This window comes from Roseovarius nitratireducens, from assembly GCF_002925845.1.
GTDB classification, from domain to species: Bacteria; Pseudomonadota; Alphaproteobacteria; order Rhodobacterales; family Rhodobacteraceae; genus Roseovarius; species Roseovarius nitratireducens.
Genome location: NZ_PDNI01000025.1, coordinates 42,039 through 64,063, shown reverse-complemented (window position 1 = coordinate 64,063; position 22,025 = coordinate 42,039). Strand labels below are relative to the sequence as shown.

The 22,025-nt window shown below is 61.7% G+C and carries 27 protein-coding genes; 24 read left to right on the top strand and 3 right to left on the bottom strand.

The genetic code is table 11. The features are described 5' to 3' along the window. Window positions 1–66 precede the first annotated feature (66 nt). A complete protein-coding gene (locus CRJ03_RS04805) occupies window positions 67–999 on the top strand; it encodes an IS5 family transposase (RefSeq protein WP_104016971.1) in 933 nt (310 codons plus the stop codon). 203 nt (window positions 1,000–1,202) lie between these two features. Here the strand turns inward: CRJ03_RS04805 and CRJ03_RS04800 are convergent, their stop codons facing one another. Next, window positions 1,203–1,523 carry an H-NS histone family protein gene (locus tag CRJ03_RS04800; RefSeq protein ID WP_104017773.1) on the bottom strand — a complete coding sequence of 107 codons (321 nt, stop codon included), beginning with the start codon at window positions 1,521–1,523 and terminating at the stop codon, window positions 1,203–1,205. Between the two features lie 428 nt (window positions 1,524–1,951). Here CRJ03_RS04800 and CRJ03_RS04795 point away from each other — a divergent pair, with 428 nt between their 5' ends. The 16 genes from CRJ03_RS04795 to CRJ03_RS04720 all read left to right on the top strand — a co-directional run bounded on the left by CRJ03_RS04795 (window position 1,952) and on the right by CRJ03_RS04720 (window position 10,567). Then, entirely contained in the window at window positions 1,952–2,356 is a 405-nt protein-coding gene (locus CRJ03_RS04795) for a single-stranded DNA-binding protein (protein ID WP_104017772.1), read from the top strand. A gap of 142 nt (window positions 2,357–2,498) precedes the next feature. Then, window positions 2,499–2,753, top strand: a complete 255-nt coding sequence (locus CRJ03_RS04790) for a type II toxin-antitoxin system ParD family antitoxin (protein WP_104017771.1) — start codon at window positions 2,499–2,501, stop codon at window positions 2,751–2,753. Then, the gene (locus CRJ03_RS04785) at window positions 2,731–3,042 is read left to right on the top strand and encodes a type II toxin-antitoxin system RelE/ParE family toxin (protein ID WP_165375239.1); all 312 of its coding nucleotides are present in this window, start codon (window positions 2,731–2,733) and stop codon (window positions 3,040–3,042) included. Before CRJ03_RS04790 ends, CRJ03_RS04785 begins: the two co-directional genes overlap by 23 nt. A 60-nt stretch (window positions 3,043–3,102) precedes the next feature. Further along, window positions 3,103–3,498, top strand: a complete 396-nt coding sequence (locus CRJ03_RS04780; protein WP_104017770.1) for a hypothetical protein — start codon at window positions 3,103–3,105, stop codon at window positions 3,496–3,498. Between the two features lie 152 nt (window positions 3,499–3,650). Next, a complete protein-coding gene (locus tag CRJ03_RS04775; protein ID WP_104017769.1) occupies window positions 3,651–4,850 on the top strand; it encodes a DUF932 domain-containing protein in 1,200 nt (399 codons plus the stop codon). A gap of 127 nt (window positions 4,851–4,977) precedes the next feature. After that, window positions 4,978–5,418, top strand: coding sequence for a JAB domain-containing protein (locus tag CRJ03_RS04770; protein ID WP_104017768.1), 441 nt, complete (start codon window positions 4,978–4,980; stop codon window positions 5,416–5,418). Between the two features lie 109 nt (window positions 5,419–5,527). Next, window positions 5,528–6,046 (top strand): DNA repair protein RadC, encoded by a 519-nt coding sequence (locus CRJ03_RS04765; protein ID WP_104017779.1) that lies wholly within the window; start codon window positions 5,528–5,530, stop codon window positions 6,044–6,046. Between the two features lie 102 nt (window positions 6,047–6,148). Further along, window positions 6,149–6,640 carry a DUF6878 family protein gene (locus CRJ03_RS04760; protein WP_104017767.1) on the top strand — a complete coding sequence of 164 codons (492 nt, stop codon included), beginning with the start codon at window positions 6,149–6,151 and terminating at the stop codon, window positions 6,638–6,640. Window positions 6,641–6,650: 10 nt separating this feature from the next. Continuing rightward, entirely contained in the window at window positions 6,651–7,028 is a 378-nt protein-coding gene (locus tag CRJ03_RS04755) for a DUF6915 family protein (protein WP_104017766.1), read from the top strand. 1 nt (window position 7,029) lies between these two features. Continuing rightward, entirely contained in the window at window positions 7,030–7,227 is a 198-nt protein-coding gene (locus CRJ03_RS04750) for a hypothetical protein (protein ID WP_104017765.1), read from the top strand. A gap of 76 nt (window positions 7,228–7,303) precedes the next feature. Beyond that, entirely contained in the window at window positions 7,304–7,723 is a 420-nt protein-coding gene (locus CRJ03_RS04745; RefSeq protein ID WP_104017764.1) for a hypothetical protein, read from the top strand. Beyond that, on the top strand, window positions 7,716–8,360 hold the full coding sequence (locus CRJ03_RS04740) for a DUF8835 domain-containing pootine (RefSeq protein WP_104017763.1): 645 nt from the start codon (window positions 7,716–7,718) through the stop codon (window positions 8,358–8,360). Before CRJ03_RS04745 ends, CRJ03_RS04740 begins: the two co-directional genes overlap by 8 nt. Window positions 8,361–8,424: 64 nt before the next feature. Then, on the top strand, window positions 8,425–8,826 hold the full coding sequence (locus tag CRJ03_RS04735; protein WP_035714338.1) for an MbcA/ParS/Xre antitoxin family protein: 402 nt from the start codon (window positions 8,425–8,427) through the stop codon (window positions 8,824–8,826). After that, window positions 8,823–9,524 (top strand): RES family NAD+ phosphorylase, encoded by a 702-nt coding sequence (locus CRJ03_RS04730; protein ID WP_104017762.1) that lies wholly within the window; start codon window positions 8,823–8,825, stop codon window positions 9,522–9,524. The genes CRJ03_RS04735 and CRJ03_RS04730 overlap by 4 nt, the downstream gene beginning before the upstream one ends. A 379-nt stretch (window positions 9,525–9,903) precedes the next feature. Then, complete coding sequence (locus CRJ03_RS04725) at window positions 9,904–10,158, top strand: type II toxin-antitoxin system Phd/YefM family antitoxin (RefSeq protein WP_240611556.1); 255 nt, start codon at window positions 9,904–9,906, stop codon at window positions 10,156–10,158. Beyond that, a complete protein-coding gene (locus CRJ03_RS04720; protein ID WP_240611555.1) occupies window positions 10,151–10,567 on the top strand; it encodes a hypothetical protein in 417 nt (138 codons plus the stop codon). Before CRJ03_RS04725 ends, CRJ03_RS04720 begins: the two co-directional genes overlap by 8 nt. A gap of 28 nt (window positions 10,568–10,595) precedes the next feature. Here the strand turns inward: CRJ03_RS04720 and CRJ03_RS04715 are convergent, their stop codons facing one another. Beyond that, on the bottom strand, window positions 10,596–10,889 hold the full coding sequence (locus CRJ03_RS04715) for a hypothetical protein (RefSeq protein ID WP_104017759.1): 294 nt from the start codon (window positions 10,887–10,889) through the stop codon (window positions 10,596–10,598). Between the two features lie 176 nt (window positions 10,890–11,065). On the opposite strand from CRJ03_RS04715, the gene CRJ03_RS04710 reads away from it, so the two are divergent. From CRJ03_RS04710 to CRJ03_RS04680, 7 genes are all read left to right on the top strand, one after another. Further along, entirely contained in the window at window positions 11,066–15,445 is a 4,380-nt protein-coding gene (locus tag CRJ03_RS04710) for a strawberry notch family protein (RefSeq protein ID WP_104017758.1), read from the top strand. Window positions 15,446–15,448: 3 nt separating this feature from the next. Beyond that, complete coding sequence (locus tag CRJ03_RS04705; protein WP_104017757.1) at window positions 15,449–16,480, top strand: DUF7146 domain-containing protein; 1,032 nt, start codon at window positions 15,449–15,451, stop codon at window positions 16,478–16,480. A gap of 370 nt (window positions 16,481–16,850) precedes the next feature. Beyond that, window positions 16,851–17,783, top strand: coding sequence for a DUF2493 domain-containing protein (locus CRJ03_RS04700; protein ID WP_104017756.1), 933 nt, complete (start codon window positions 16,851–16,853; stop codon window positions 17,781–17,783). Window positions 17,784–17,868: 85 nt separating this feature from the next. Beyond that, window positions 17,869–18,126 (top strand): WGR domain-containing protein, encoded by a 258-nt coding sequence (locus tag CRJ03_RS04695; protein ID WP_104017778.1) that lies wholly within the window; start codon window positions 17,869–17,871, stop codon window positions 18,124–18,126. A 50-nt stretch (window positions 18,127–18,176) separates the two neighbouring features. Then, window positions 18,177–18,407, top strand: a complete 231-nt coding sequence (locus CRJ03_RS04690) for a DUF6429 family protein (RefSeq protein WP_104017777.1) — start codon at window positions 18,177–18,179, stop codon at window positions 18,405–18,407. 191 nt (window positions 18,408–18,598) lie between these two features. After that, window positions 18,599–20,641, top strand: a complete 2,043-nt coding sequence (locus CRJ03_RS04685) for an ATP-binding protein (protein WP_104017755.1) — start codon at window positions 18,599–18,601, stop codon at window positions 20,639–20,641. Between the two features lie 35 nt (window positions 20,642–20,676). Continuing rightward, a complete protein-coding gene (locus tag CRJ03_RS04680; protein ID WP_206018300.1) occupies window positions 20,677–21,336 on the top strand; it encodes a hypothetical protein in 660 nt (219 codons plus the stop codon). A 415-nt stretch (window positions 21,337–21,751) separates the two neighbouring features. Here the strand turns inward: CRJ03_RS04680 and CRJ03_RS04675 are convergent, their stop codons facing one another. Next, window positions 21,752–22,021: a hypothetical protein gene (locus tag CRJ03_RS04675; RefSeq protein WP_104017754.1), complete on the bottom strand. Its 270-nt coding sequence runs from the start codon at window positions 22,019–22,021 to the stop codon at window positions 21,752–21,754. Window positions 22,022–22,025 lie beyond the last annotated feature (4 nt).

Here is a 22,025-nt window from a genome sequence, read left to right as displayed (position 1 = left end):
GGCGTTGTTGCAGAACTATCCCGGTGAAGGATTCACTTCGTGAATCCATGCGGTTACAGAGGCTGCATGAGCAAGCCCCCTCCTGCCCGCTATCGCACGACGAACTGGTCCAGCTACAACGCGTCGCTGCGCAAGCGGGGGGCTCTGCTGATCTGGGTCGACAAGGATATGACCTGGCGCGCGCCGCGTGACGGGCGACCCGGACGGCCAGCGGTGTTTTCCGATGCGGCAATCCAGTTCTGCCTGTCGATCAAAGTGCTGTTCAGGCTTCCCTTGCGCCAGACCGCAGGCATGGTGGCCAGCCTTCTGAAGCTGGCGGGGCTGGACTGGCCGGTGCCGGACTTCTCCACGCTGTGTCGGAGGCAGAAAACCTTGGCCGTTCAGGTTCCGTATCGCCGTGCAGACGAGCCGCTGAACCTGCTCGTGGACAGCACCGGGATCAAGTTCCTCGGCGATGGTGAATGGCAGGCGCGCAAGCACGGCCCGCAGGGCCGTCGCCAATGGCGCAAGGTGCACCTTGCCATGGACCCGGCCACATCCGACATCCGAGCGGTGGAATTCACCCCCAGCCGCGACGGCGACAGCCCCGTGCTGCCAGACCTGCTCGGCCAGGTCCCGGCAGACGAGCCGATCGGCACGGTGACGGCGGATGGCGCCTATGACACGCGCCGTTGCCACAAGGCCATCATCGAACGGGATGCCGTTCCAATCATCCCGATCCGGAAAAACGGCCGCCTGTGGAAGGACGACTGCCCGGCGGCCCGCGCCAGAAACGAGACCCTGCGCGCCACCCGATACTATGGCCGGGCCTTCTGGAAGCGCTGGACGGGCTATCACACCCGAAGTCGGGTCGAAGCGAAAATGCGCTGCCTGAAAGCCTTCGGCGAGCGCATCGCCGCAAGAGACCCCGACCGCCAGACCGCCGAAATCCACATCCGCATCGCCCTCATGAACCGCTTCAACGCCCTCGGCACCGCCGAGATCGTCCGCGTGGCATGACGTCAGCGGGGAAAGGGGCACTCACACCTCAGGCCTGAGTTCTGCAACAATGCCTATCCGCCCTCTGTGACGGTCGCTCGAAGGGGCTAGCCACACTGAGCGCCCGGAATAGGCCGCTCCTGTCCTGCGCTGGCGCCAGGTCCGAATGACCGGATCAGGCAATGATCAGCCTCGGGTTCTTGAGCCGCAGGGCTGCTCATACTTCAGCGGATTTCTAGATCACCGGCAGGTGTGCCGGCAGCCAGCGCGTCCACGAACCACTGCGGTTTACGCCCACGACCGGACCAGGTGACGTCCGGGTTCTCAGGGTGCCGGTATTTTGGTGCGACTCGGGTGCGCTTGGGCTTGCCATCGGTCCCGATCAGTTCCGCTAGGGAGTAGCCCATTTCTCTGGCCACAGCTTCGACCTTGGTGCGGGCTACCGCCTTCTGTCGATCCTCAAAGTTGGAGATCGCTTTGGCGATGTCCTTTTGCATTTTCTTCAGCTCGGGAAGCGACAACGCCTCGAGATCGAAATCAGTCATGCCATACCTCGTGTCCTGAATGTTCCGGTATCGATAGCCCGCCGGGGCATGGGCCCGCAATCCCGTAGGCAGGGGCAGGTGGCGAGGGTTGGTTGATCCATAGTCTTTGCCGCCAGTTTAGGGTGCTGGGCCTGGGTACAGGCAGTCCTGATTGGCAGGATGACAGGGTCTGGCATGGGCTCCCCGCGCCTCTCTGGCTTCCGGTCCATCCCTTCGACTGACAATCCCCTAATCCCGTTCGGCCTCCTGCGCGCAACCCCGCGTCAGCCCGGGCCGTGTTGGCCGCCTATGGCGTCCTGCCCGCTCCACCCCGGTCCTTTGGGGGTTTCCGGTGTCCATGCTGTCCACCGTGCACGCATCACCCGACGGGCTTTTTCAGGGTCTTGTCGAAGGGATGGTCCCGAAGACAGGAAACACAGGAGCTAATCATGCAAAACATCGTCATCCTCGCCGGCAACATCGGTCAAAAACCCGAAACCCGCACCACCCAGGGCGGCACCAACATCACCAATTTCAGCCTCGCCACCTCGCGCCCCCGCCTCTCGGAAGGTCGCGTCCTGCGCGACGAGAACGGCTATCGGGTCATGGACACCGAATGGCACCGCATCACTTGCTTCAACGGTCTCGGCAAGACGGTCGCGGAGCATTGCGAAAAGGGCATGAAGGTCCTCGTCCACGGCCGCATCCACTACAGCAAGTGGATCGACAGCATGGGCAACGACCGCTACGGCTGTGAGATCATCGCCGAGAAGGTCGACTTCCTGAGCCGCCCGAAGTCGGCCGAGTTTGAGTCCCCCGAGCTGGTCGACAAAGACGATGAGATCCCGTTCTAAGAACGGGGTCTCCCCCTCGGACCCGGCGGGGCAACCCGCCGGGTTTGTGGCGTGCCCAAGGCAAGCTGCGCAGCAGGGCACCTGCACGATTTGACAAACTTTGCCAAATCGTGTCATCATTGTCGCAAAGGAGATCGCGACCATGGCCACGATGAATGTTTCTTTGCCGGACCCCATGAAGGTCTGGGTCGAGGCCCAGACCCAGGACGGACGCTACAGCAATGCCAGCGATTATGTGCGCGACCTGATCCGTCGGGATCAGGACCGCCAGCAGGCCATTTCCGAGTTGCAGCAGATTGTCGATGATGGCTTCGCAAGCGGCCCGGCCGGACGTTTGGATGTTGAGGCATTTCTTGCCCGCAAGCGGGATCAGAATGCCAGAACCGAAAATCGTTGAATACCGCCTCTCACCCGCCGCGCTGAATGATCTGGACGCGATCTGGGATTATACCGCGCGCACTTGGTCCGTAAGTCAGGCGGAAACCTACATCCGCGGTTTGGCCACAGACATGGATCTAATGGTCCAACACCCACAGCTCGCGCGTGAGCGCACCGAAATCCGCCCGCCCGTACGCCTCTACCGCTCGGGATCGCATCTCATCATCTACCGCATCGAGGCTGGTTGGCTGCAGGTGTTGCGCATCGTGCATGCGCGACAGAACTGGGTCGCCTATCTGAACGAGTGATCCAATGCTCTCGCCGCGAACTGTGAGGGAGCGGGGGCCGATCGTCGAGAGGACTTGAGCATGAAGGTCGAAGACGAAGAACTCATCGCCGGCAATCTTTCGAAGATCATGGCCATGATTTGCATCCGCAACACGGGGCTGGAGAATTTGCATGCCGGGCTGCAGCCGGTCACGCTGACGGGCGACTACTCGGACGTGAACGTGATCGACGCCACAGGTCAGACCATCCCTTGGCGCACGGTGTCGCATATCGATGATGCGCAGATGGCGGCTTTGATGCGGGAGATCGTCGACCGCCTGTTCACCTTCCACATGCGGCGGGACGATCCGAGCTTTCGGGATCATCTGGATCGCTGGATAACCGCATCGAACAGATGGGACACCCCAGTGCTCGACACGGCCTTTCTTGAGGCTGTGGCCGAACTGGGGTCAGGGCGCAAGCCCGGAGGCTCTTGACGGATCGGTGCTGCTCAGGTTTGAGCCGACTGCCCGGTCTGCAATGATGGTCTGAGCATCACCGTTCGGAGAGTCAGAGAAGGGCTGGTTGCTTTCGCGATGGGTTGAAGGCTGGGAGAGTGGCTCCCGGCGCCTGTCACGGAGGAATGCCGATGGGCGTTGTGGAAGTAATGGATCCGGTGCAGCCGGCGCGGGCTGGTGGCTGGAAGGTGGATGTGAGCCGGGGTGAGCGGAACGGACGGGTGTCGTCCGAATGGTTCAACCGTCCCGATGACGAGCGGTATCTGTCGCTCGACGATCTCTGGGCCAATGTGAAAGGTCGGTCGGAACGCAGCAGCAGCCGCGTGGTACAGACAGCAGACATCCGCGTCGAGGCCGCACGTGACAACCCCGAGCGGTTGCACCTGATGCTGCCTAAAGCCGAGGCGCCTGTCGCGCCGACGCATTGGGCGTTTGGCCAGCTTGCCAGCATCGTCGGCGCGCCGGCGTCCTATCTGCGGCAGTTGCCCGCGCCGCTAGCAGGGATCAATCTGCAGTATGGCCTGACCAATCATCGCGCTGAGCAGGTGAAAACCTTCGAGACGGAAGACGGCCGCACCGAATTGCGCGCGGTGACCGGCCCGGACTACGGCCGTATCCATGACTACGAGCTGGTCGAGGCGGTGCAGCGCATCGCGGGCAATGGCACTGGCGACACGCGCTGGAAGGTGCCGGGCGTGCTCGACTGGTCGACCGGGGTCTACAACCCCGATGTCGAGATCAGCCGCAACACGACCACGCTTTATGCCTCGGACCGCGACGTCTTCCTGTTCCTGGTCGATGATCGTAACCCGATCGAGGCGGGCAAGCTGCCTGACGGCTCTCCTGACCTCTACTTCCGGGGCTTCTACTGCTGGAACTCCGAGGTGGGCGCGAAAACCCTCGGTATGGCGAGCTTCTACCTGCGGGCCGTGTGCCAGAACCGCAACCTCTGGGGCGTCGAGGATTTTCAGGAGATCCGAATCCGGCATTCGAAATACGCCGCTTCCCGCTTTGCCCATGAGGCCGCCCCGGCGCTGACGCGCTTTGCCAATTCCTCGCCGCAGGGGTTCGTGAACGGGATCAAGGCTGCGCGGCAGCAGACCGTGGCACGCAGCGATGAGGATCGCGCGGATTTCCTGCGCAAGCGCGGTTTCTCGAAGGCCGAGTCCGGTAAGATCATCGAGAAGGTGCTTTTGGAAGAGGGCCGCCCACCGGAAAGTATCTTCGACTTCGTGCAGGGCATCACGCGGCTTGCGCGCGACAAGACCCAGCAGGATGCCCGCCTCGACATGGAAGGGCGCGCCAAGAAGCTCCTCGACCGGGTCGGCTGACAGAGCCCCCACGCAGTGATCGCCCGACACCGGGGCGGTCGCTGCAGCCTCTTTCTCAACATGCACGCCGTTGGCCCCGCCCCGAAAGGGTAGCGGGCTTCGGTGCGCGCATTTCAGCGAGACGCCCATGACCCCCCAGGAAGAAACCGTCATCCTCGAGGCCCGCGATATCCTTGGCCGATACCTCAGCCAGAAACCGGTCATCAGCAGCTGGCGGGCGCTGATGGACTATTGCGCGCTGACCGTCCGCGGCCCGATTGAGCGGTTCCATGTCCTCTATCTCGACCGCAAGAACCGCATCATCGCCGATGAGCTCTTGTCGACCGGCACAGTTGATCATGTCCCGGTCTATCCGCGCGAGGTGATCAAGCGGGCGCTGATGCTGAACGCCAGCGCCCTGATCCTGATCCACAACCACCCGTCGGGCGATCCGACGCCGTCCGAGGCCGATCTCAGCATGACCAGGGAGATCCAGAAGGGCTGCAAGTATCTCGGCCTGACGCTGCATGACCACATCATCGTGGGTGCCGGGGCGGAGCTGAGCCTGCGGGCGCTCGGCAAGCTCTGAAAGTTCATCGGACCTGCCGCTGTCGCCCCTTCGAGGAAGAGGGCGGCGGTTTGGTCTTTGACGGATGAGGTGGGGAGAGCGGCTTCCCGCGCCGTTGGAGATATTTTCCATGTTTGACCTTCCCATGCCGATCCAGCCGAGCCCGCGCCCGATGGGCCCCGTCCCAAATGGCCCGACTGTCGCTTCTGATCCCAGCCTGCCTTTCGCGCTGACGCGGATGCACCGGACGCCGGCAGCCCTGATGTCGGGCACCGCTGCCCCCGTGGTTGTTGAGCGTTTTGCGACCTTGGCCGATGCCATGCAGGGGGCGTTTGAGCTTGCGGAGGACAACAACCCCGATGCAGCGCCGCAGCTTCTGGCGATCCTTGATTGCGACCAGCGCCTGGTTCTTGCCGGAGCCGCCAGTCATGGCGCTGTGGCTTGGTGCCACCCTGTCGCCAATGCTCTTGAGGCGCGGGCCGTTGTGACCGAGGCGGTTCAACTTCGCGCCCAGGCTGGCCGCGCCACTGATTGGCACGAGCCTGAACTGGCGCAGCGGCTGCGTCACCGTGCCGATCTGCTGGATGCCCGCCTTGTCGATCCGCTCTGGCGCGCCTTTGCCGCCCGCGCGCTGAAGATCGCGGCGTGACGCCCGAGAGACAGAGGAGGGGTGGGAGGGGTTTGAGCCTTCGGGGGCCAGAAGAGTGCGCCACCCGGGGGTCTGACCTGTCCTCACCGAACGGAGATATCCATGACCCAGACTGAACCCACTCTGGCCGCACCGCTGCGGCCTTCCACCGTCGATTTCGGGGCGATCCTTGCCGCACATGCCGAACGCACTGCCCGGACCCTCGCCCTGCGCCCGGGCAACAAGGACCGTCTGTTTGATGGCCTCATGGCCGCCGGGATTACCCATGTCACAGTGACCTTCGACGGTGCCGGTGACAGCGGCCAGATCGAAAGCATCGGCGCCTGGGCGGGCGAGACGGCTGTCGATTTCTCCGCGACTGAAATCCCCTATGCCGCGCTGACCTGGGATGACCCCGAGGTCGAGATGCGCAGCCTATCACTGGAGGATGTCGTCGAGCAGCTGGCTTACGACTTCCTGTCTGACACCCATGGGGGTTGGGAGAACAATGACGGCGCCTGGGGCGAGTTCTGCTTCGACGCTTCCGCCCGCTGCATCCACCTTGAGTTCAACGAGCGGTTCACCTCGTCCGAACTCTTCACCCATGATTTCTGAGGGGGCGGGTATGGCACATCCGTATCACCACGCCCTCTCCTCGGTGAAGAAATGGGGCGGCACGGTCGACTGCTATTTGGCGGTGCATACCTGGTTCGACCAGAGCAAGGAGATCACTGCGGATTTTCGGCACCGGGCCTTGCGCCATCATGCCGAGGGCATCTTCATGACGGAAACGATTTTCGGCGCGACCCTCACGCTCTCGACCGGACGCATCATCCCGACCCGTTGGGTGGGTGAACAGCATGTGAAGGAAGACCTCGGCTTCATCCCGAGCTTTGCGGACTGGGTGAAGGCGATCCGGCCCGAGCCCTGGATGGGCCGGACCGAGCGGATCGAGGCAAAGGTCGACCCGCATCTCGCCTCGCCCGTGGTCGAGGTCAGCTGACATGATCGATCCAGCATACCTGCGCCTCGACCTGCCGCTGACGGCGTCGCCCTTCACTGTCCTGCGCGCTGCGGTCCGGGCGCTTCACCCCAACACGCGCGCCGTGCGCAGCTTCCGAACGGCGCGCAAACGCTTCTACCGGCAGATGCTCTGTGCGCACGCAGCGCGTCAGACCGCAGTCGATCCGCCATCTGGCTGATCGCTCTGCCCCATCCCCTCGTCCAAATCCAGCGCCCGGCCCCTTTGGCCGGGTTTCTCAATCTCAGGAGGTCCCCATGGCGGATTACTTCACTCATTTCTCATGCCTGATCGACGTCGGCACGGCCGACAAGGCCGCCCGCGCGTTTGCGCTGTTTCAGGAACTGCGCGCTACGGATCAGGACGCAGACGAGCCTGAGGTCTCGGGCTTCACTCTTGCGCGCCAAGACGCGCCCGACGGCAGCACTCTTTGGATCCATGACGACGAGCACGGCGATGTCGAGGCGGTTATCCGCTTCGTGCTCCGCCTCGCCGAAGACCTCGACCTCACCGGTCTATGGGGTTTCCAGTACGCCCTGACCTGTTCCCGTCCGCGCCTCGACGCCTTCGGCGGCGGCGCGCATGTCATTGATCTCGGCGCCCGCAAATCCATCGGCTGGACGAGCAGTCAGGAATGGCTGTCCGCCGCGTTGAACGGGGAGGACGTCGATGCCTGAGGTCATCTGTACAACAGTCTACCAGTTTCCTGAACTCTCCGACGTCGCCAAGGACAAGGCCCGCAGCTGGTATTGCGAGCTTGGGCCCCACGACGATTGGTGGGACGCGGTCTATGAGGATTTTGAGCGCATCTGCGAAGTCCTCGGCATCCGGCTCAAAACCACCCCGGTCCGGTTGATGGGCGGAGGCACGCGGTCCGAGCCCTGCATCTGGTTTTCCGGGTTCTGGAGCCAAGGGGATGGGGCTTGCTTCGAAGGCTACTGGTCCCATGCCAAGGGCGCGGCCGCGCGTATCCGGGACTATGCGCCCCGGTACGCGACGCTGCACGGCATTGCCGACCGGCTGCAGGCAATCCAGCGGCGTAACTTCTACCAGCTTGCTGCCGAGGTCAGCCATCGTGGCCGCTACTACCACGAATACACCATGTCCGTGGACGTCACCCGCGACAGCCCGACCTGGCAGCCGCCCACCGAGGACGCGGAAGAAATCGTGACCGAGGCGCTGCGCGATCTCGCCCGCTGGCTCTATCGTCAGCTTCAGGCCGAATACGACCACCTGACCTCGGATGAGGCCATTGAGGAGGGGATCATCGTCAATGAGTACACGTTCACCGAAGCTGGGCGTCGGTTCCGGTGAGTGGAAAGCAGACGTTAGGTTCATTTGACCTTTACAAGCGGCCCATATGGACTATATTAGGCCAATGGAGGACGCCATGTACGTCGCAGAGAAAATCCGGGAACCCGCACAGATCAACGCCGTCGCGTTGAAAGCCTATGCTCGCGTGGCCGATGCCTGGGGTCTCAGCCTTAAGGAAGCGGCTGGCCTTGCCGACATGTCAGAGAGCACATGGAAGCGCGCCAAGAAGCCGGACTTTGCGGGGGAACTGACCAAGGACCAACTGCTGCGGCTCAGTGCGGTGATCGGCATTTACAAGTCGCTCGAGCTCTATTTCTCCGAGCCGCTCGCGCGAAGCTGGTTCACCCGACCGAACACCGGTCCGCTGTTTGGGGGCAGCCGTCCAGTCGACACCGCCATCGACGGGGGCCTGCCGCAGATCCTCGCGGTGCGGACCTACCTTGATGCGTTGCGTGGTGGGGCATGAAGCAGACCGAGGTTTCCGATCGTGGTCTCGTTCGTCTCCTGCCCGCCACCTACCACAAGCCGCCATCCCTGCGCGGTCTCGTCGATACCGATGACGAGATGGAGATTTTGGCTGAGATCGAGGGTCTGACCAGCGGCCGTCTTCTGGCGGAACGTGGCTGCAACCCGCATCTGGACCCGCGCGAGCTCGCTTGGCAGCGCCGGAGCCGTGATCTGCGCATCTACGGCGACAGTCATGTCAACGCCGCCTTCACCTACACCCGCGCCGGCGGAAACCGCTTCAACACTGAGGAGCGGGGCGCTTGGTACTGCGCATGGGATGTGATGGTTTCCGTCAGCGAAGTGGCCTGGCACCGCACACGCGAGCTCGGCTTTACCGGCAGCTTCCATGACAGCGCCCGATATGTGGAATTGCTGGCCGACTTTATCGGCGTGTTCGACGACATGACCGAGGAGCCGGGTCATCCGGCGCTGCATCCGGATCCGACGGTAGGATATCCCGAAGGTCAAAGCCTGGCCCAGCATCTGCGCCGAGCTGGATCCAGGGGCCTAATTTATCCCTCAGTCCGGGCTCCTGCGCCGGGCGGGAAATGCCTGGTCTGCTTTGAGCCGCACGCCATCCAGAACGTTCGGCCCGGCGCGTCTTGGGATCTTGTTTGGGATGGAACAGCACACTACTCGATTACGGCTGTCGGCTGACGAGTTACAGCGTATGCGCTCTTGGAGGTCCGGAAGATTGAAATCAGAAAACGGCAACAGCCCTGACTTCACAAACTTGAAGCCATGCGACCATCAGGCGTTCTTCGAAGCTTTGGATTCTCCGCCCTCACCGACGGAAGCGCTACGGGCAGAATTTCGCAGGCAGAAGGAATCCCTCAGTGATCCGGGCACCAGAACGCCATCCACCGACTGATACTCGTCATCTGTTCCCATCGTTCCATTTCGACATCAGGCTCTTGTCGCCGTAATATTTCTTGGGGATGACCCAAAGCTTTGGGTCAGCCTGCCCTCAGCGCAACCCATCTCTTGCAGAATATCCAGAATGTATGTATATTCTGCACAAATGGAGACCCCGATCATGCATGAGCTTCCCGAGTTCAAGGCGGCCGACCTGACGCGGCACACAAGTGACCTGTTTGACGCGGCCATTCGGTCGCCGATCGCGATCACCAAGCATCGCAAGCCGAAATTCGTGCTGATGAGCATGGATCAGTATCAGAGCCTCACGCGGGGGGCCACGCAACAGGCTCACATGGTTGACCAGATGCCAGAGGATCTCAAGGCGCTGATGATAGAAGGGCTCGAGCGGGACTTGACGCAGGCGGATGACTAAGCCGAGTGCTGGAGAGGTTTTCCGCTATCCGTTCCTGTGGAAACGCGAGCAGATGGCGGGTGAGACCGAGGGCCGCAAGACGCGGCCTGTCTGTATCGCTGTTACTGTCGCCAGGTCCGATAGCGAGACCGTGGTGTTCATCCTGCCGATCACGACGCAACCGCCCTTGGCCTCGCGCAAGTTCATCGAGGTGCCACAGATCGAGTCGCAGCGCGTGGGGTTGGAGACCCATGTCCGCAAATGGGTCATGCTGGACGAGATCAACACAGATATTCTGGAGCGGTCCTATGTCTGGGAGGACCGCACGCCCATCGGCACGTTCAGTTCCGTCTTCACATCCAAGATCCAGTCCAGCCTGATCGCGCTTGCCAGGTCGGGCGGGGCATCGGTTGTTGATCGGCTGAAGTAATCTCGATCATCGCAGGGTCTGCTCAGCCTCACTTGTTCCCGTCGATCCACTTCGACATCAGCCCCTTGTCGCGGAAACATTCGTCCGGCACGGCGCGGCGCTTGATCCGGGCGAGGCGTTCGGCAAAGGCGACCTGCTTTGATGTCGGGCGGCTGTCCTGCGCGCCCGGGTTCAGCTTGGCTTGTGCGTCGATCCAGGCGCTCAAGGAGTGCCGATCTTGCTGAACCTCCCACGGCAGAAGCGTCTGGTTGCGCAGGGCCAGCGCGCGCGCATAGGCGATCTGCTTTGGCGTCGCGGGCAGGGCTTGGTTTGTGCTTTCCATCGGGGGTCTCCCTTCATAGCGTAGCTCTCAAAATAGAACATAACGGGAACAAAAACAAGCCGCCTGCGAATAACATGGGGTTTGAGAGGAAGAGGAAGGCCGGGGAGGGTCAGGCCTGAGGGTGCCCGAAAGAGGGTGTCCGGGCCTGATCCTGTCCCTCATTCCGGAGTTTCCCGATGACCCATCTCGCCCCTGTTGTCCAAACGCGCGCGCTTGCACCCGTTGTCCCCATCCCGTCCCCCGATACGGCTGCTGCGATCTTGAGCGTGGCCGAGGCGCTGCAGCCTGATTTGGCGCAGGGTTTCCAGATCGATGCGCTGCGCCTGCGCGTTGAGATGGAGCGCGCCTTCGGCGGCTCCGATGCGGAGGGTGCCTGGGACTGGAAACTGGCCTATGAGGCGGGCGAGGCAGCGCTCATTCTGTTCCTGCGGAAGTTTGGCCGCGCGCTCTTGGCGCGGGCTGGCTCGCCCGGCGCGCTGCTGCCGATCCTCGCCAAGGTGTCCGGCCTTTTGCCGACCCATACGCGGCGGTCCGAGGAGATGGAGCGGTTCCAGAAATTCTCGACGCCGCTGCCCATGGGGCTGGCGGCACTGGCGGCGGCGCAGATCACCGCGCGCGATCTGGTGCTTGAGCCTTCGGCCGGAACAGGCCTTTTGGCCATCCTCGCGGAAATCGCGGGCGGCAGCCTGATGCTCAACGAGCTTGCCGACACCCGCGCCGATCTTCTGCGGCTCCTGTTTCCGGGCCGCCCCGTCACGGGTTTTGACGCAGCCCAGATCGACGATCATCTCGACGCGGACCTGCGCCCGAGCGTCATCGTGATGAACCCGCCATTCTCGGCTGTGGCCAAAGTCGATGGTCGGACGACCGAGGCGACAGCGCGGCATCTGCGCTCGGCGCTGGCGCGTCTTGCCCCCGGCAGACGGCTGGTCGCCGTCACGGGAGCGAGTTTTGCGCCCGATGCGCCCGCCTGGGCGGAAACCTTCGCCCGCCTGACTGAGACCGCGCATCTGGTGTTCACAGGCCACGTGTCGGGTGCTGCCTTCGTCAAACACGGCACCAGCTTCGAGACGCGGATTTCGGTCTTCGACAAATGCCGCGGTGGCGAGCGGGGCGGTATTACTGCCGATCTGACGCACCCGATATCGCCTGATGTCGCCAGCCTGCTCTCGCTGATCACCACCCACGTCCCCCCGCGCCTCGCGTTGGCGCAGGTCGCATCAGCAGGGCAGGGCCGATCTTCCCTCTTCCCGGGAAATTATGCCCGCACCACGCGCACGGCCATCAGCACATCGCGCGCCACGCCAGCAACACTCCCCACCAACACTGCCGCGCAGATCGAGGCCGCAGACCTTACCTATAGCCTGCGCGATGCGAGCGAGGACGGGGCCAGTGCGCGCCTGTCGGATACCATTTATGAGACCTTCCGCCTGCAGGCCATCGACATCCCCGGTGCGGCACCACACCCAACGAAGCTCGTGCAATCGGCGGCCATGGCCTCGGTCGCACCGCCAAAACCGACCTATCGCCCCAAGCTACCCGCCGCCATCCTGCGCGATGGCCTGCTGTCCGACGCGCAGCTCGAGACCGTGATCTACGCCGGCGAGGCGCATTGCGCGCATCTTGCCGGGTCCTGGTGCGTGGATGAGACCGGCGACATGGTCTTGGCCGCCAAGGACGACGATCCAGACGCCATCCGTTTCCGGCGCGGGTTTTTCCTGGGCGACGGCACGGGTGCGGGCAAGGGCCGCCAGTCAGCCGGGATCGTGCTTGACAACTGGGCCCAAGGTCGGCGCAAGGCGCTCTGGATTTCCAAAAGCGACAAGCTGCTGGAGGATGCGCAGCGCGACTGGTCCGCACTTGGGCAGGAGCGCTTGCTGGTCACGCCGCTGTCGCGCTTTGCACAAGGCCGCGACATTCCGCTCACCGAGGGCATCCTGTTCACCACCTATGCCACGCTGCGCTCCGAGGAGCGCGGGGCCAAGAAATCCCGCGTCGACCAGATCGTTGATTGGCTGGGGGCGGATTTTGACGGGGTCATCTTGTTTGACGAAAGCCATGCGATGGCCAATGCCGCCGGATCGAAGGGCGAGCGCGGCGATGTCACGGCCTCGCAGCAGGGCAGGGCGGGTCTGCGCCTGCAGCACAGGTTGCCGAATGCCCGCGTGGTCTATGTCTCGGCCACCGGCGCGACCTCGGTGCATAACCTCGCCTATGCGCAACGCCTCGGTCTTTGGGGCGGGGAGGACTTCCCATTTGCCACCCGGGCGGAATTCGTAGAGGCGATTGAAGCCGGTGGCGTGGCGGCCATGGAGGTTCTCGCCCGCGACCTGCGCTCCCTCGGTCTCTACACTGCCCGCTCGCTTTCCTATGACGGCGTCGAATACGAGATGCTGGAACATGCGCTGACCCCCGAACAGCGCGGCCTCTATGATGCCTATGCCGGGGCCTTCGCCATTATTCACAACAACCTGGCCGCCGCGATGGAAGCGGCGAACATCACGGGTGAGTACGGCACGCTGAACCGGCAGGCCAAGTCTGCCGCGCGCTCGGCTTTCGAGTCTGCCAAGCAGCGCTTCTTCGGCCATCTGCTGACCTCGATGAAAACCCCCACGCTGATCGCCGCCATCGACGCCGATCTCGCGGCTGGCCATGCAGCGGTGATCCAGATCGTCTCGACAGGTGAGGCGCTGATGGAGCGGCGCCTGTCGGAGATCGCGACCGACGAATGGAACGACATCCGCGTCGACATCACCCCGCGGGAATACGTACTGGACTACCTCGCCCATTCCTTCCCGGTACAGCTCCACGAGCCCTTCACCGACAGCGAGGGCAACCTCTCGTCCCGGCCTGTCATGCGCGATGGTCAGCCGGTGGAATGCCGCGAAGCGGCCCGCAGGCGCGATGCGTTGATCGAGAAGCTGGCGTCGCTGCCGCCCGTGCCGGGTGCGCTCGACCAGATCGTCCAGCGCTTCGGCACCGACCTCGTGGCCGAGGTGACGGGCCGGTCGCGCCGCATTGTGCGCAAGGGCGAGGGGCATGCCGCGCGGCTTGTGGTCGAATCCCGGGCGGGATCGGCCAATCTCGCGGAAACCGCCGCCTTCATGGATGACCAGAAGCGCATCCTGATCTTCTCGGATGCCGGCGGCACGGGGCGCAGCTATCACGCTGATCTGGGGGCCAAGAACCAGCGCCTGCGGGTACATTACCTTCTGGAACCGGGCTGGAAAGCCGATGCGGCCATTCAGGGCTTGGGCCGCACCAACCGCACCAATCAGGCGCAACCGCCGCTCTTCCGGCCGGTGGCCACCGACGTGAAGGCGGAAAAGCGATTCCTGTCGACCATCGCGCGCCGTCTCGACACGCTCGGGGCCATCACGCGCGGCCAGCGCCAGACCGGGGGGCAGGGGCTGTTCCGTCCCGAGGACAATCTGGAGTCCCCCTATGCCCGCGATGCGCTGCGCCAGCTCTACCGCCGCATCTATCGCGGCGATGTGGCGGGCTGCTCCCTTGGGGCCTTCGAAGATGCGACGGGACTCAGCCTGACCGATGACAACGGCCTCAAAGACGACCTGCCGCCCATCACGACCTTCCTCAACCGCCTTCTGGCGCTGACGATTCATTTGCAGGCGGTGCTCTTCTCGGCCTTCGAAGAACTTCTCGACCAGCGCATTGAGGGGGCCATCGCTGCCGGGGTCTATGACGTTGGGCTCGAGACCCTGCGCGCCGAGAGCTTCCGCGTCACGGATGCGCGCGTCATCTACACTCATCCCGGCTCTGGCGCAGAAACCCAGCTCCTGACCATCGCGCAAAAGCAGCGCAACACGCCGCTGTCGCTGGCGGATGCGCTCGACTGGCTCGAGGACCCCAAGGCGCGCCTCCTGATCAACAGCCGCTCAAATCGGGCTGCTGTGCAGGTGCCTGCCACCAGCCTGATGCTGGACGATTGCACGATCCAACCGCGCCTGCGGCTGATCCGCCCGACTGACGCCAGCACCGTGCCTATGAAGATCATGGAAGACACCCACTGGCTTGAGGCAGATCGGGCGGCCTTCACTGCCGCATGGACCGCGGAACTGGCCGAGGTGCCGGAGTTCTCGGAAGCCACCCTGCACATCGTGTCTGGCCTACTGCTGCCGATCTGGAAGCAACTGCCGCAGGATGAAACCCGCGTCTACCGACTACAAACCGACGATGGCCAGCGCATCATCGGCCGCCGCGTTTCGCCCGCCTGGGTCGCGACCACGCTGGCCGCTGACGCGCCGCAGCTGACAGCCGCACAGGTTCATGCCCTCGTTCTGGAGGGCAAGACCGTGGTGCGCTTGGCCGAAGGGACGGAGCTGCACCGCTCGCGCGTCATGGGCGTCAACCGGATCGAGCTGTCGGGCTTTTCTGAGGCCGCCAAGGACCGGCTCAAGGCCGATGGGTTCTTCTCGGAGATCATCGCCTGGAAGCTGCGGCTCTTCTGCCCCGCAGACTCCAGCGGCATCGCAGTGCTTGATCGTCTTCTTGCACGTTGTCCCGTGACAGGAATACATGCGCGCGGAGGGTGCTGAGCCATGTATTCCGAGACCGAAGATGTGATCCGCGCTCTGGCGGAGAACGCAGAGAGCGTGTGTCGCGCCTACCTTCCCGCCGGACGGCGGGAAGGTTCCTACTGGATCGTCGGCGATTTGCAGAACAATCCCGGCCGGTCGCTCTTCGTGCGGCTGACTGGACCCACATCAGGACCGGGAGCCCGAGGCAAATGGCAGGACGCGGCTGTCGGACTGCATGGCGATCTCCTCGACATCATCCGCGAGCGAACCGGGATCTCGCGCTTTCCCGATCTTCTGGCCGAGGCCCGAGCGCATTTGGGCCGTCCGCAGCCGGTCCGCCCGGATAGGCCAGTGCCGAAGAAGGCCCAGGCCCCCGGTGGCACACCAGCCGCGGCGGCGCGGCTCTTTGCAGCCGCTATGCCAGTCGCAGGCACGCTTGCCGACACGTACCTTCGCGCCCGGGGCATCACCCAAGGCGGCTTGACGAATGCGCTGCGCTTCCACCCGAAGTGCTGGCATCGGGATGAGGGTCAGACCCGGAGCATCCCCAGACCGGCGCTGATAGCTGCGGTCACAGATGGGGCAGGGGCTTTGCAGGGTGTGCATCGCACCTGGCTGGCTCTTGACGGTCAGGGGAAAGCGGATGTCAAAACGCAGCGGCGGGCCATGGGTCACCTACTTGGCAATGCCGTCAGGCTGACCCCACATGAGGACATCCTCGTCGTCGGCGAAGGCATCGAGACCATGCTGTCCTTGTTCGAGGTAGCCCCCGGCCTTCCCGTCTGGGCGGCGCTCTCGTCGGGTCATCTCGGGGCCGTCCTGCTGCCGGAGGGGGTGCAGCGCCTCTACATCGCCATCGACCGCGATCCTGCCGGGCAACGCGCGGCAGAGAGGTTGAGCGCCAGAGCGACCGAGGTCGGGATTGCAGCCCAAGTGCTCGAGCCGCTTCTCGGGGATTTCAACGATGATCTCCGGGCGAACGGCGCGGAGGTGTTGCGCCAGCATCTGGTAGGGCAGATCGGGCGCGAGGATCGGCAGCGCCTGTTGGGCTGAGCTGCATCGCGCAGAGAGCGGTCAGGGGCTGAGGGGGTAGGGGTCCTGCAGTCCTGTCGTGGGTGTGGATCATCACCTTTGCTTCTTCCCGGGTAAATATCATCCACCCGACACCCGAGCGGCCTTCAAGAGATGGGCAGGCGGCCGTCAAAGGGGACGCCCCATCAAGGGCGGCAGGCAAGCCATTTCCGCCGCGGGGGACGAGCCCCCGCTTTGCATCGCGAAACAAATAGCTTGCCTGCCGCCCTCCTCCACATGCGTTCCGGCCCCGAAGGCGGGGTGAGGGGACGTCCCCAGTGACAGCTTTCGCAGCCCATGAAGGCCGCGCGGATTGTCGCGCGGACGAGACAGGCCCGGAGGCAAGAAACACATGACGATCCACACCCACGACGATGCGTATGAGCCCGCCCACACCGCATCCCAGACCGCCCATGCGCTCGACGAGTTGCAGCTTTACGGCTTCCGCCCCTTTGATGAGCCCGATCCGCGCCCGATGCCCGATGGGCAGCGCCTCGCGGTCGCAGTCGCCGACATCTTCGATGCCCTCGTCGCGACCCTGGAAGACACCCGCATGGAACCCGACCTCGAAGAGGTGCTCTGGGGCCAGGTCAACCTCTTCCACCGTGCCACGGCGAGGGTTGAGCGGTCGCTTGATGAAAACGAACAGGCGCAGCGCCGCCTCCAGCGGGAGCAGGACGGCTCCGAGGTGAAATCCGTCGAACTCGAGCGCCTCACGGCCGAAGGCCTGACCCTGATCGAACGGCGGAATTGCATGGACATGATGCGCGATCACGCCGCGACCGAGTTCGTCCATCACACGGGATCGACCTGGCGCCCCCGCACTGGATCAATGGTGAACCGCCAGCACATGACGGCCGCGCTGATCGACAGCCGCGACTTCCTCGCCGCCAAGCGCCGCGCAGAGACCGAGGTGATGTTGCCCGCAGGCCCCAAGGTTGCCCTCACCGGCGGGACCGACTTCAACGATCACCGCCTGATCTGGGGCAAGCTCGATCAGGTCCGGACCAAGTATCCCGACATGGTCCTTCTGCACGGTGGAAGCCCGAAGGGCGCAGAACTTATCGCCGCCAAATGGGCCGACGCCCGGGGCGTGACGCAGGTGGCCTTCAAGCCTGACTGGACCAAGCATGCGAAAGCCGCCCCCTTCAAGCGCAACGACGCGATGCTGGATGTGCTCCCCGTGGGTGTCCTCGTCTTCCCGGGCACCGGCATCCAGGAGAACCTTGCCGACAAAGCCAAAAAGCTCGGCATCCCGGTCATGAAGTTCGAGAAGGGGGCGTGAGCCCCCTTTTCCCCTCGCGGGGAAATCAAGGTGGCAGGGCATGCGTCCACTTGATATTATGGAAGAAAGCCTGCTGGATCACGATATGTCTCACTCTGTCGCTCAACTTGAGGTGTTCCCGACCGACCTGCAGATGCGGCGGATCGATCCAGCCTGCAACATGCGGCGGTTTTACCGCATGAGCATTCAGCCCGATCTCTTTGGGGGCGCCAGCTTGGTGCGCGAATGGGGCCGCATTGGCGCGCGCGGGCAGATGATGATCGAGCAGCATCCGGATGAAGGGCGCGCCGTGACCGCACTGATGAAGCTTGCGGCGGTAAAGAAGCGGCGGGGATATGCATGAAGCGCGGTGACATTGCGCAAAACCCTCCCCATCAAGAAAACGAGCGGGAGATGGCACTTGACACCGACAAGATCGATGATGCGGTTCTCGCGATCCTCAGCCTCACGTTGCACTACGGCGATCAGGTCTGGAAGGGGGTCGATTGGGCCATCACCGACCGGCTCCATGACAAAGGTCTGATCGAGGATCCGAGGCGCAAGGCGAAATCGCTGAGCCTGACCCCAGAAGGGGTCGCGCATGCGCGGGAAATTCTCGCGCGGGATTTCAGCAAGGCCGAGTGACGGGCAGCTTTGCGGGACCTTCCAGTCGTTCGCTGCATCTGCGCGCAATTTGCTCGCATCCGCAGCATCAGCAACGTGCAGGGCGGATTGCAGGCATTCGCTGTACTTGCAGTGCATTTGTTTGACAGCGGCAAAGCGGACATTGCCCTAGGTTTAAGGATGCGGACGCAAGCCTTCCCTGCTATCAACACATGGAATACGACAGTGGTCCCGCCATAGTGGTGAGCAAGGATAACAATATGGATGGCGAAAGAGCTCCTGGGCATGATGCCGATGCCTTGATCAAGCCGGACATGCCGGCTGTTCTCGAACGCACCAACTTGTCGGTAAACGTGCAAGGCTTCCTGCTGCCCGTATTCGAGGCGCTTTCAAATTCGATGGACGGAATCGAACAGCGTTTCGACGACCAAGCATCTCGCAAGGGAAAGATCCTCGTCAAATTCGAAAACCTAAATGACCCTGACAAGGTGATGATTAGCGTCACCGACAATGGCGTCGGTCTGAATGACGAAAACTATAGGTCGTTTAGGACGCCTTTTAGCGGATACAAGCTCAGCAAGCGCGGACGCGGATTTGGTCGCTTTATAGCGTTCAAAGTGTTTTCGCGTATTCACTACTCCAGCAGGTTTGAAACGGCTGCTGCCGAGGCGACGAAGACTTTCCGCTTTGACATTTCGCAGGACGAGGAAATCATTTTCCATGACGGTGAACCTGACTTTCCCGGCTGCGGCTTGTGTGTCGAGCTGGATGAGCCACTGAATGATTGGTTCGATCTTATTGGCGGTTTGTCAAAGCAGGATGTAAAAGATCAAATCGGATCACACTTTCTCCCATATTTCTTGTATCGCGGGTTGCCAGAAATCCTTCTTCAATTCGACGATGAAGAACCAGAGAACATCACCAGCTACTTCAAAGCGATCTTCGTTGAACATGCTGCGGGCCAGATCGACACTGCTATCGACGGCGCAACATGCACCCTAAACTATACGCTGACCAAGATACCCAAGACGAAACAGTTCAAGAGCCATTGCCTTCTTTTCGCCGCGGCAGACCGGATTGTTGGACACCCCCGCGACCTGTCAAACAAGCTGGGTGCCACGCATTTCGTGGACGAGGACGACAGCAAATTTATCATTGTTGCAGTCGTGCGAGGCGATGCCTTTGAAACCCGTCTGAACGACTCGCGCACCAGCTTGGACCTGCCGCCCAAGGCGGTTGAAGAAATCGTGGGCGCTGTCTGTGACAAGATTCAGGACCGAGAAAAGCAGCAGATCGAAAAGATCAAAACCGGGCAGGCGCAGAAACTCAATGTCGCCTTGCACGAGAACCCGATCTTGCGCTTGGGCCTAAAGGGGCAATCGCTTTCGGAGTATGTCGCCAAGAAACCAAATCACTGGGGGCCAGAAGAGTTCGTTCAAGACCTCGCGCTATCTCGGTATCGCAACACAGGAGATTTGCTCAAGCAGATAACTGAGGCTGCCAATGATCCAGCGTCATACGCTGAAAAAATCAAAGATTTGGCGAGCCGCATTGATGCTGGAAAGAAGGAAGCACTTGCCGAGTATGTCATCCATCGCAAGAGCATTATTGAGCTACTCGACGCGGCTCGAAAATTTGACGATTCGAAGAAGCGTGGTTCTGAGGATGAGGTTCATTCTCTGATATTTCGCCGGTTCAGTGACAGTGTAGATATCGAGTATTTCCAGCATAACCTTTGGCTGATCGACGACGCTCTTGCTTTCTTACCGTATGTGTCGAGTGATCGAACAATGCACGGTGGCGGACGCAAAAAAGGTGACAAGGTCACGGACCTTTTGTTTTATGATGATACGATGGTTTTAGGTGACGAGGATGGCACCACTTTGACTATCGTTGAGTTTAAGAAGCCGAGCCGAGACGACTACAGCTTTGGACCAGCCAAATCCGATCCGGTGACGCAGGTCATCGACACACTGGAAAAGGCAATTGCTGCTGGCGGCATTACTCGAACGGATGGTGCCCACATGTCGTTTGAGCGAGTTGCACGCCGCAGTGCCTTTATTATCGCCGATTTGACTCCGAGCTTAATCAAAATCCTTAAACGGCATAATTTCCAAAATCCCCACGATCCTAAGATTTGGACCCATTATTTCGACAACGGCGAAATTTTTATACAAGCGTTTGGCTATGACACCTTGGTTTCTATGGCTAAGAAGCGAAACCAAGCCTTCAGCAAAGTTTTGCTTGATGATTGACCTCAGTGAACGCGTTCGTATCCACGGCCGATACAATGCATGAAAGTTTGAAGGGTATCTCAACGAGAATTTTGGGGCTCGCAACTGACGCGTTGAAGCGGGCAAACACAGACGCCGTATATTTTGATCCGGGAATGGAGCATCGACAATCGCTTGCGCCTTTAGCCGCCGCTCATGCGGGAGAGCTCGTTCTTAAGGCACTCATTGCCAAAGAACATCCTCTACTCTTGTTCAAGAACATTGGCGAAAAAACCACTGATGACGACATTGACTTGGATTGGCTGCTAAAAAACGGCCGAACACATGACTTCTCTAGACTGCCGAGCGTGTTATGGGCCACCTCCGGCATCAAAGTTCCGAACATAGAGAGCTATCGGCGCATTGCAGCGCTCCGAAACCAAATCCAGCACTTTGTCGATGACCGAGATTGCGATGTTCAATACGCCTGTCTTAACTTCATCTACTCAAACATTGACCCCTTGCTCAGCAAGCACTTTGGGATCGCCGCGTGCAAGTTTCATGAGGATGAATTTGATGACTATGTGATCGGATGCCTTCTTGCGCATCAGATCAGATTTACGGTGCCAAGAGACACTGTGCTGACCGAGATTGACCCGAACGAATACTTAAAGAACTGTTCACCAGACTACAGAGAATGGGCGTGCACAGAGCTGCAATTAGATTTACCCAGCTGACAATTGACGGTTTCGAGCGTGCGGCGAATGTCGGCAAAGCGGGCTGCGAATGCAGCAATCCAGGCTATGGTTAATTGACAGGTATGGGCCGAACACGATGCTGCACCTGGGAAAGAGGCTTCCATGCTGCGATGTGCGTGACTGTCTACAATGGTGAAGGTTTCGACATGGGCAAGCCCCGTAAGCGGGGCCGGGCTGCTGAGGCTCCGCCCTGAATTCTGACCTTGCTGTCTTCCTGTGCCAATACGTCTTGGTCTGTCTCATCCTGAGCCATCCCAAGACGTTTGCCACATGGTCGCCTTCACGATCCGCTTTCAGCCCTGACGGGTCTGCATCCCTCTTGCAAGGTGGACGCTGCCGCCGGGCGAAGCCGAGGGGCTCTAGTGTTCGCCACCTGGGATAAGATTCCGAAGGGCTATGCGTCTGGCTTCTGGTCGAACAGAATAACGTGCGCGCCTTCGTGACTGTCAGGGTTGCCTACCAGCACGAACGGCATATCCGACCCGTCCTTCTCGTAGAGACAGCGGTATTTCAACTGGCCGTTGAGCGGATCGCGCACTTGGTCGTGGCGAAAGCTGTGCTGAACGCCGTCTTCGATCCAGGCCTTGACGCCATCGGGGGTCACCAGTGCAAGCGGCGCGCCGTCCAGCAAGATTGTCTCGCCAACGTTGAAAATCTCTTTCATCTCA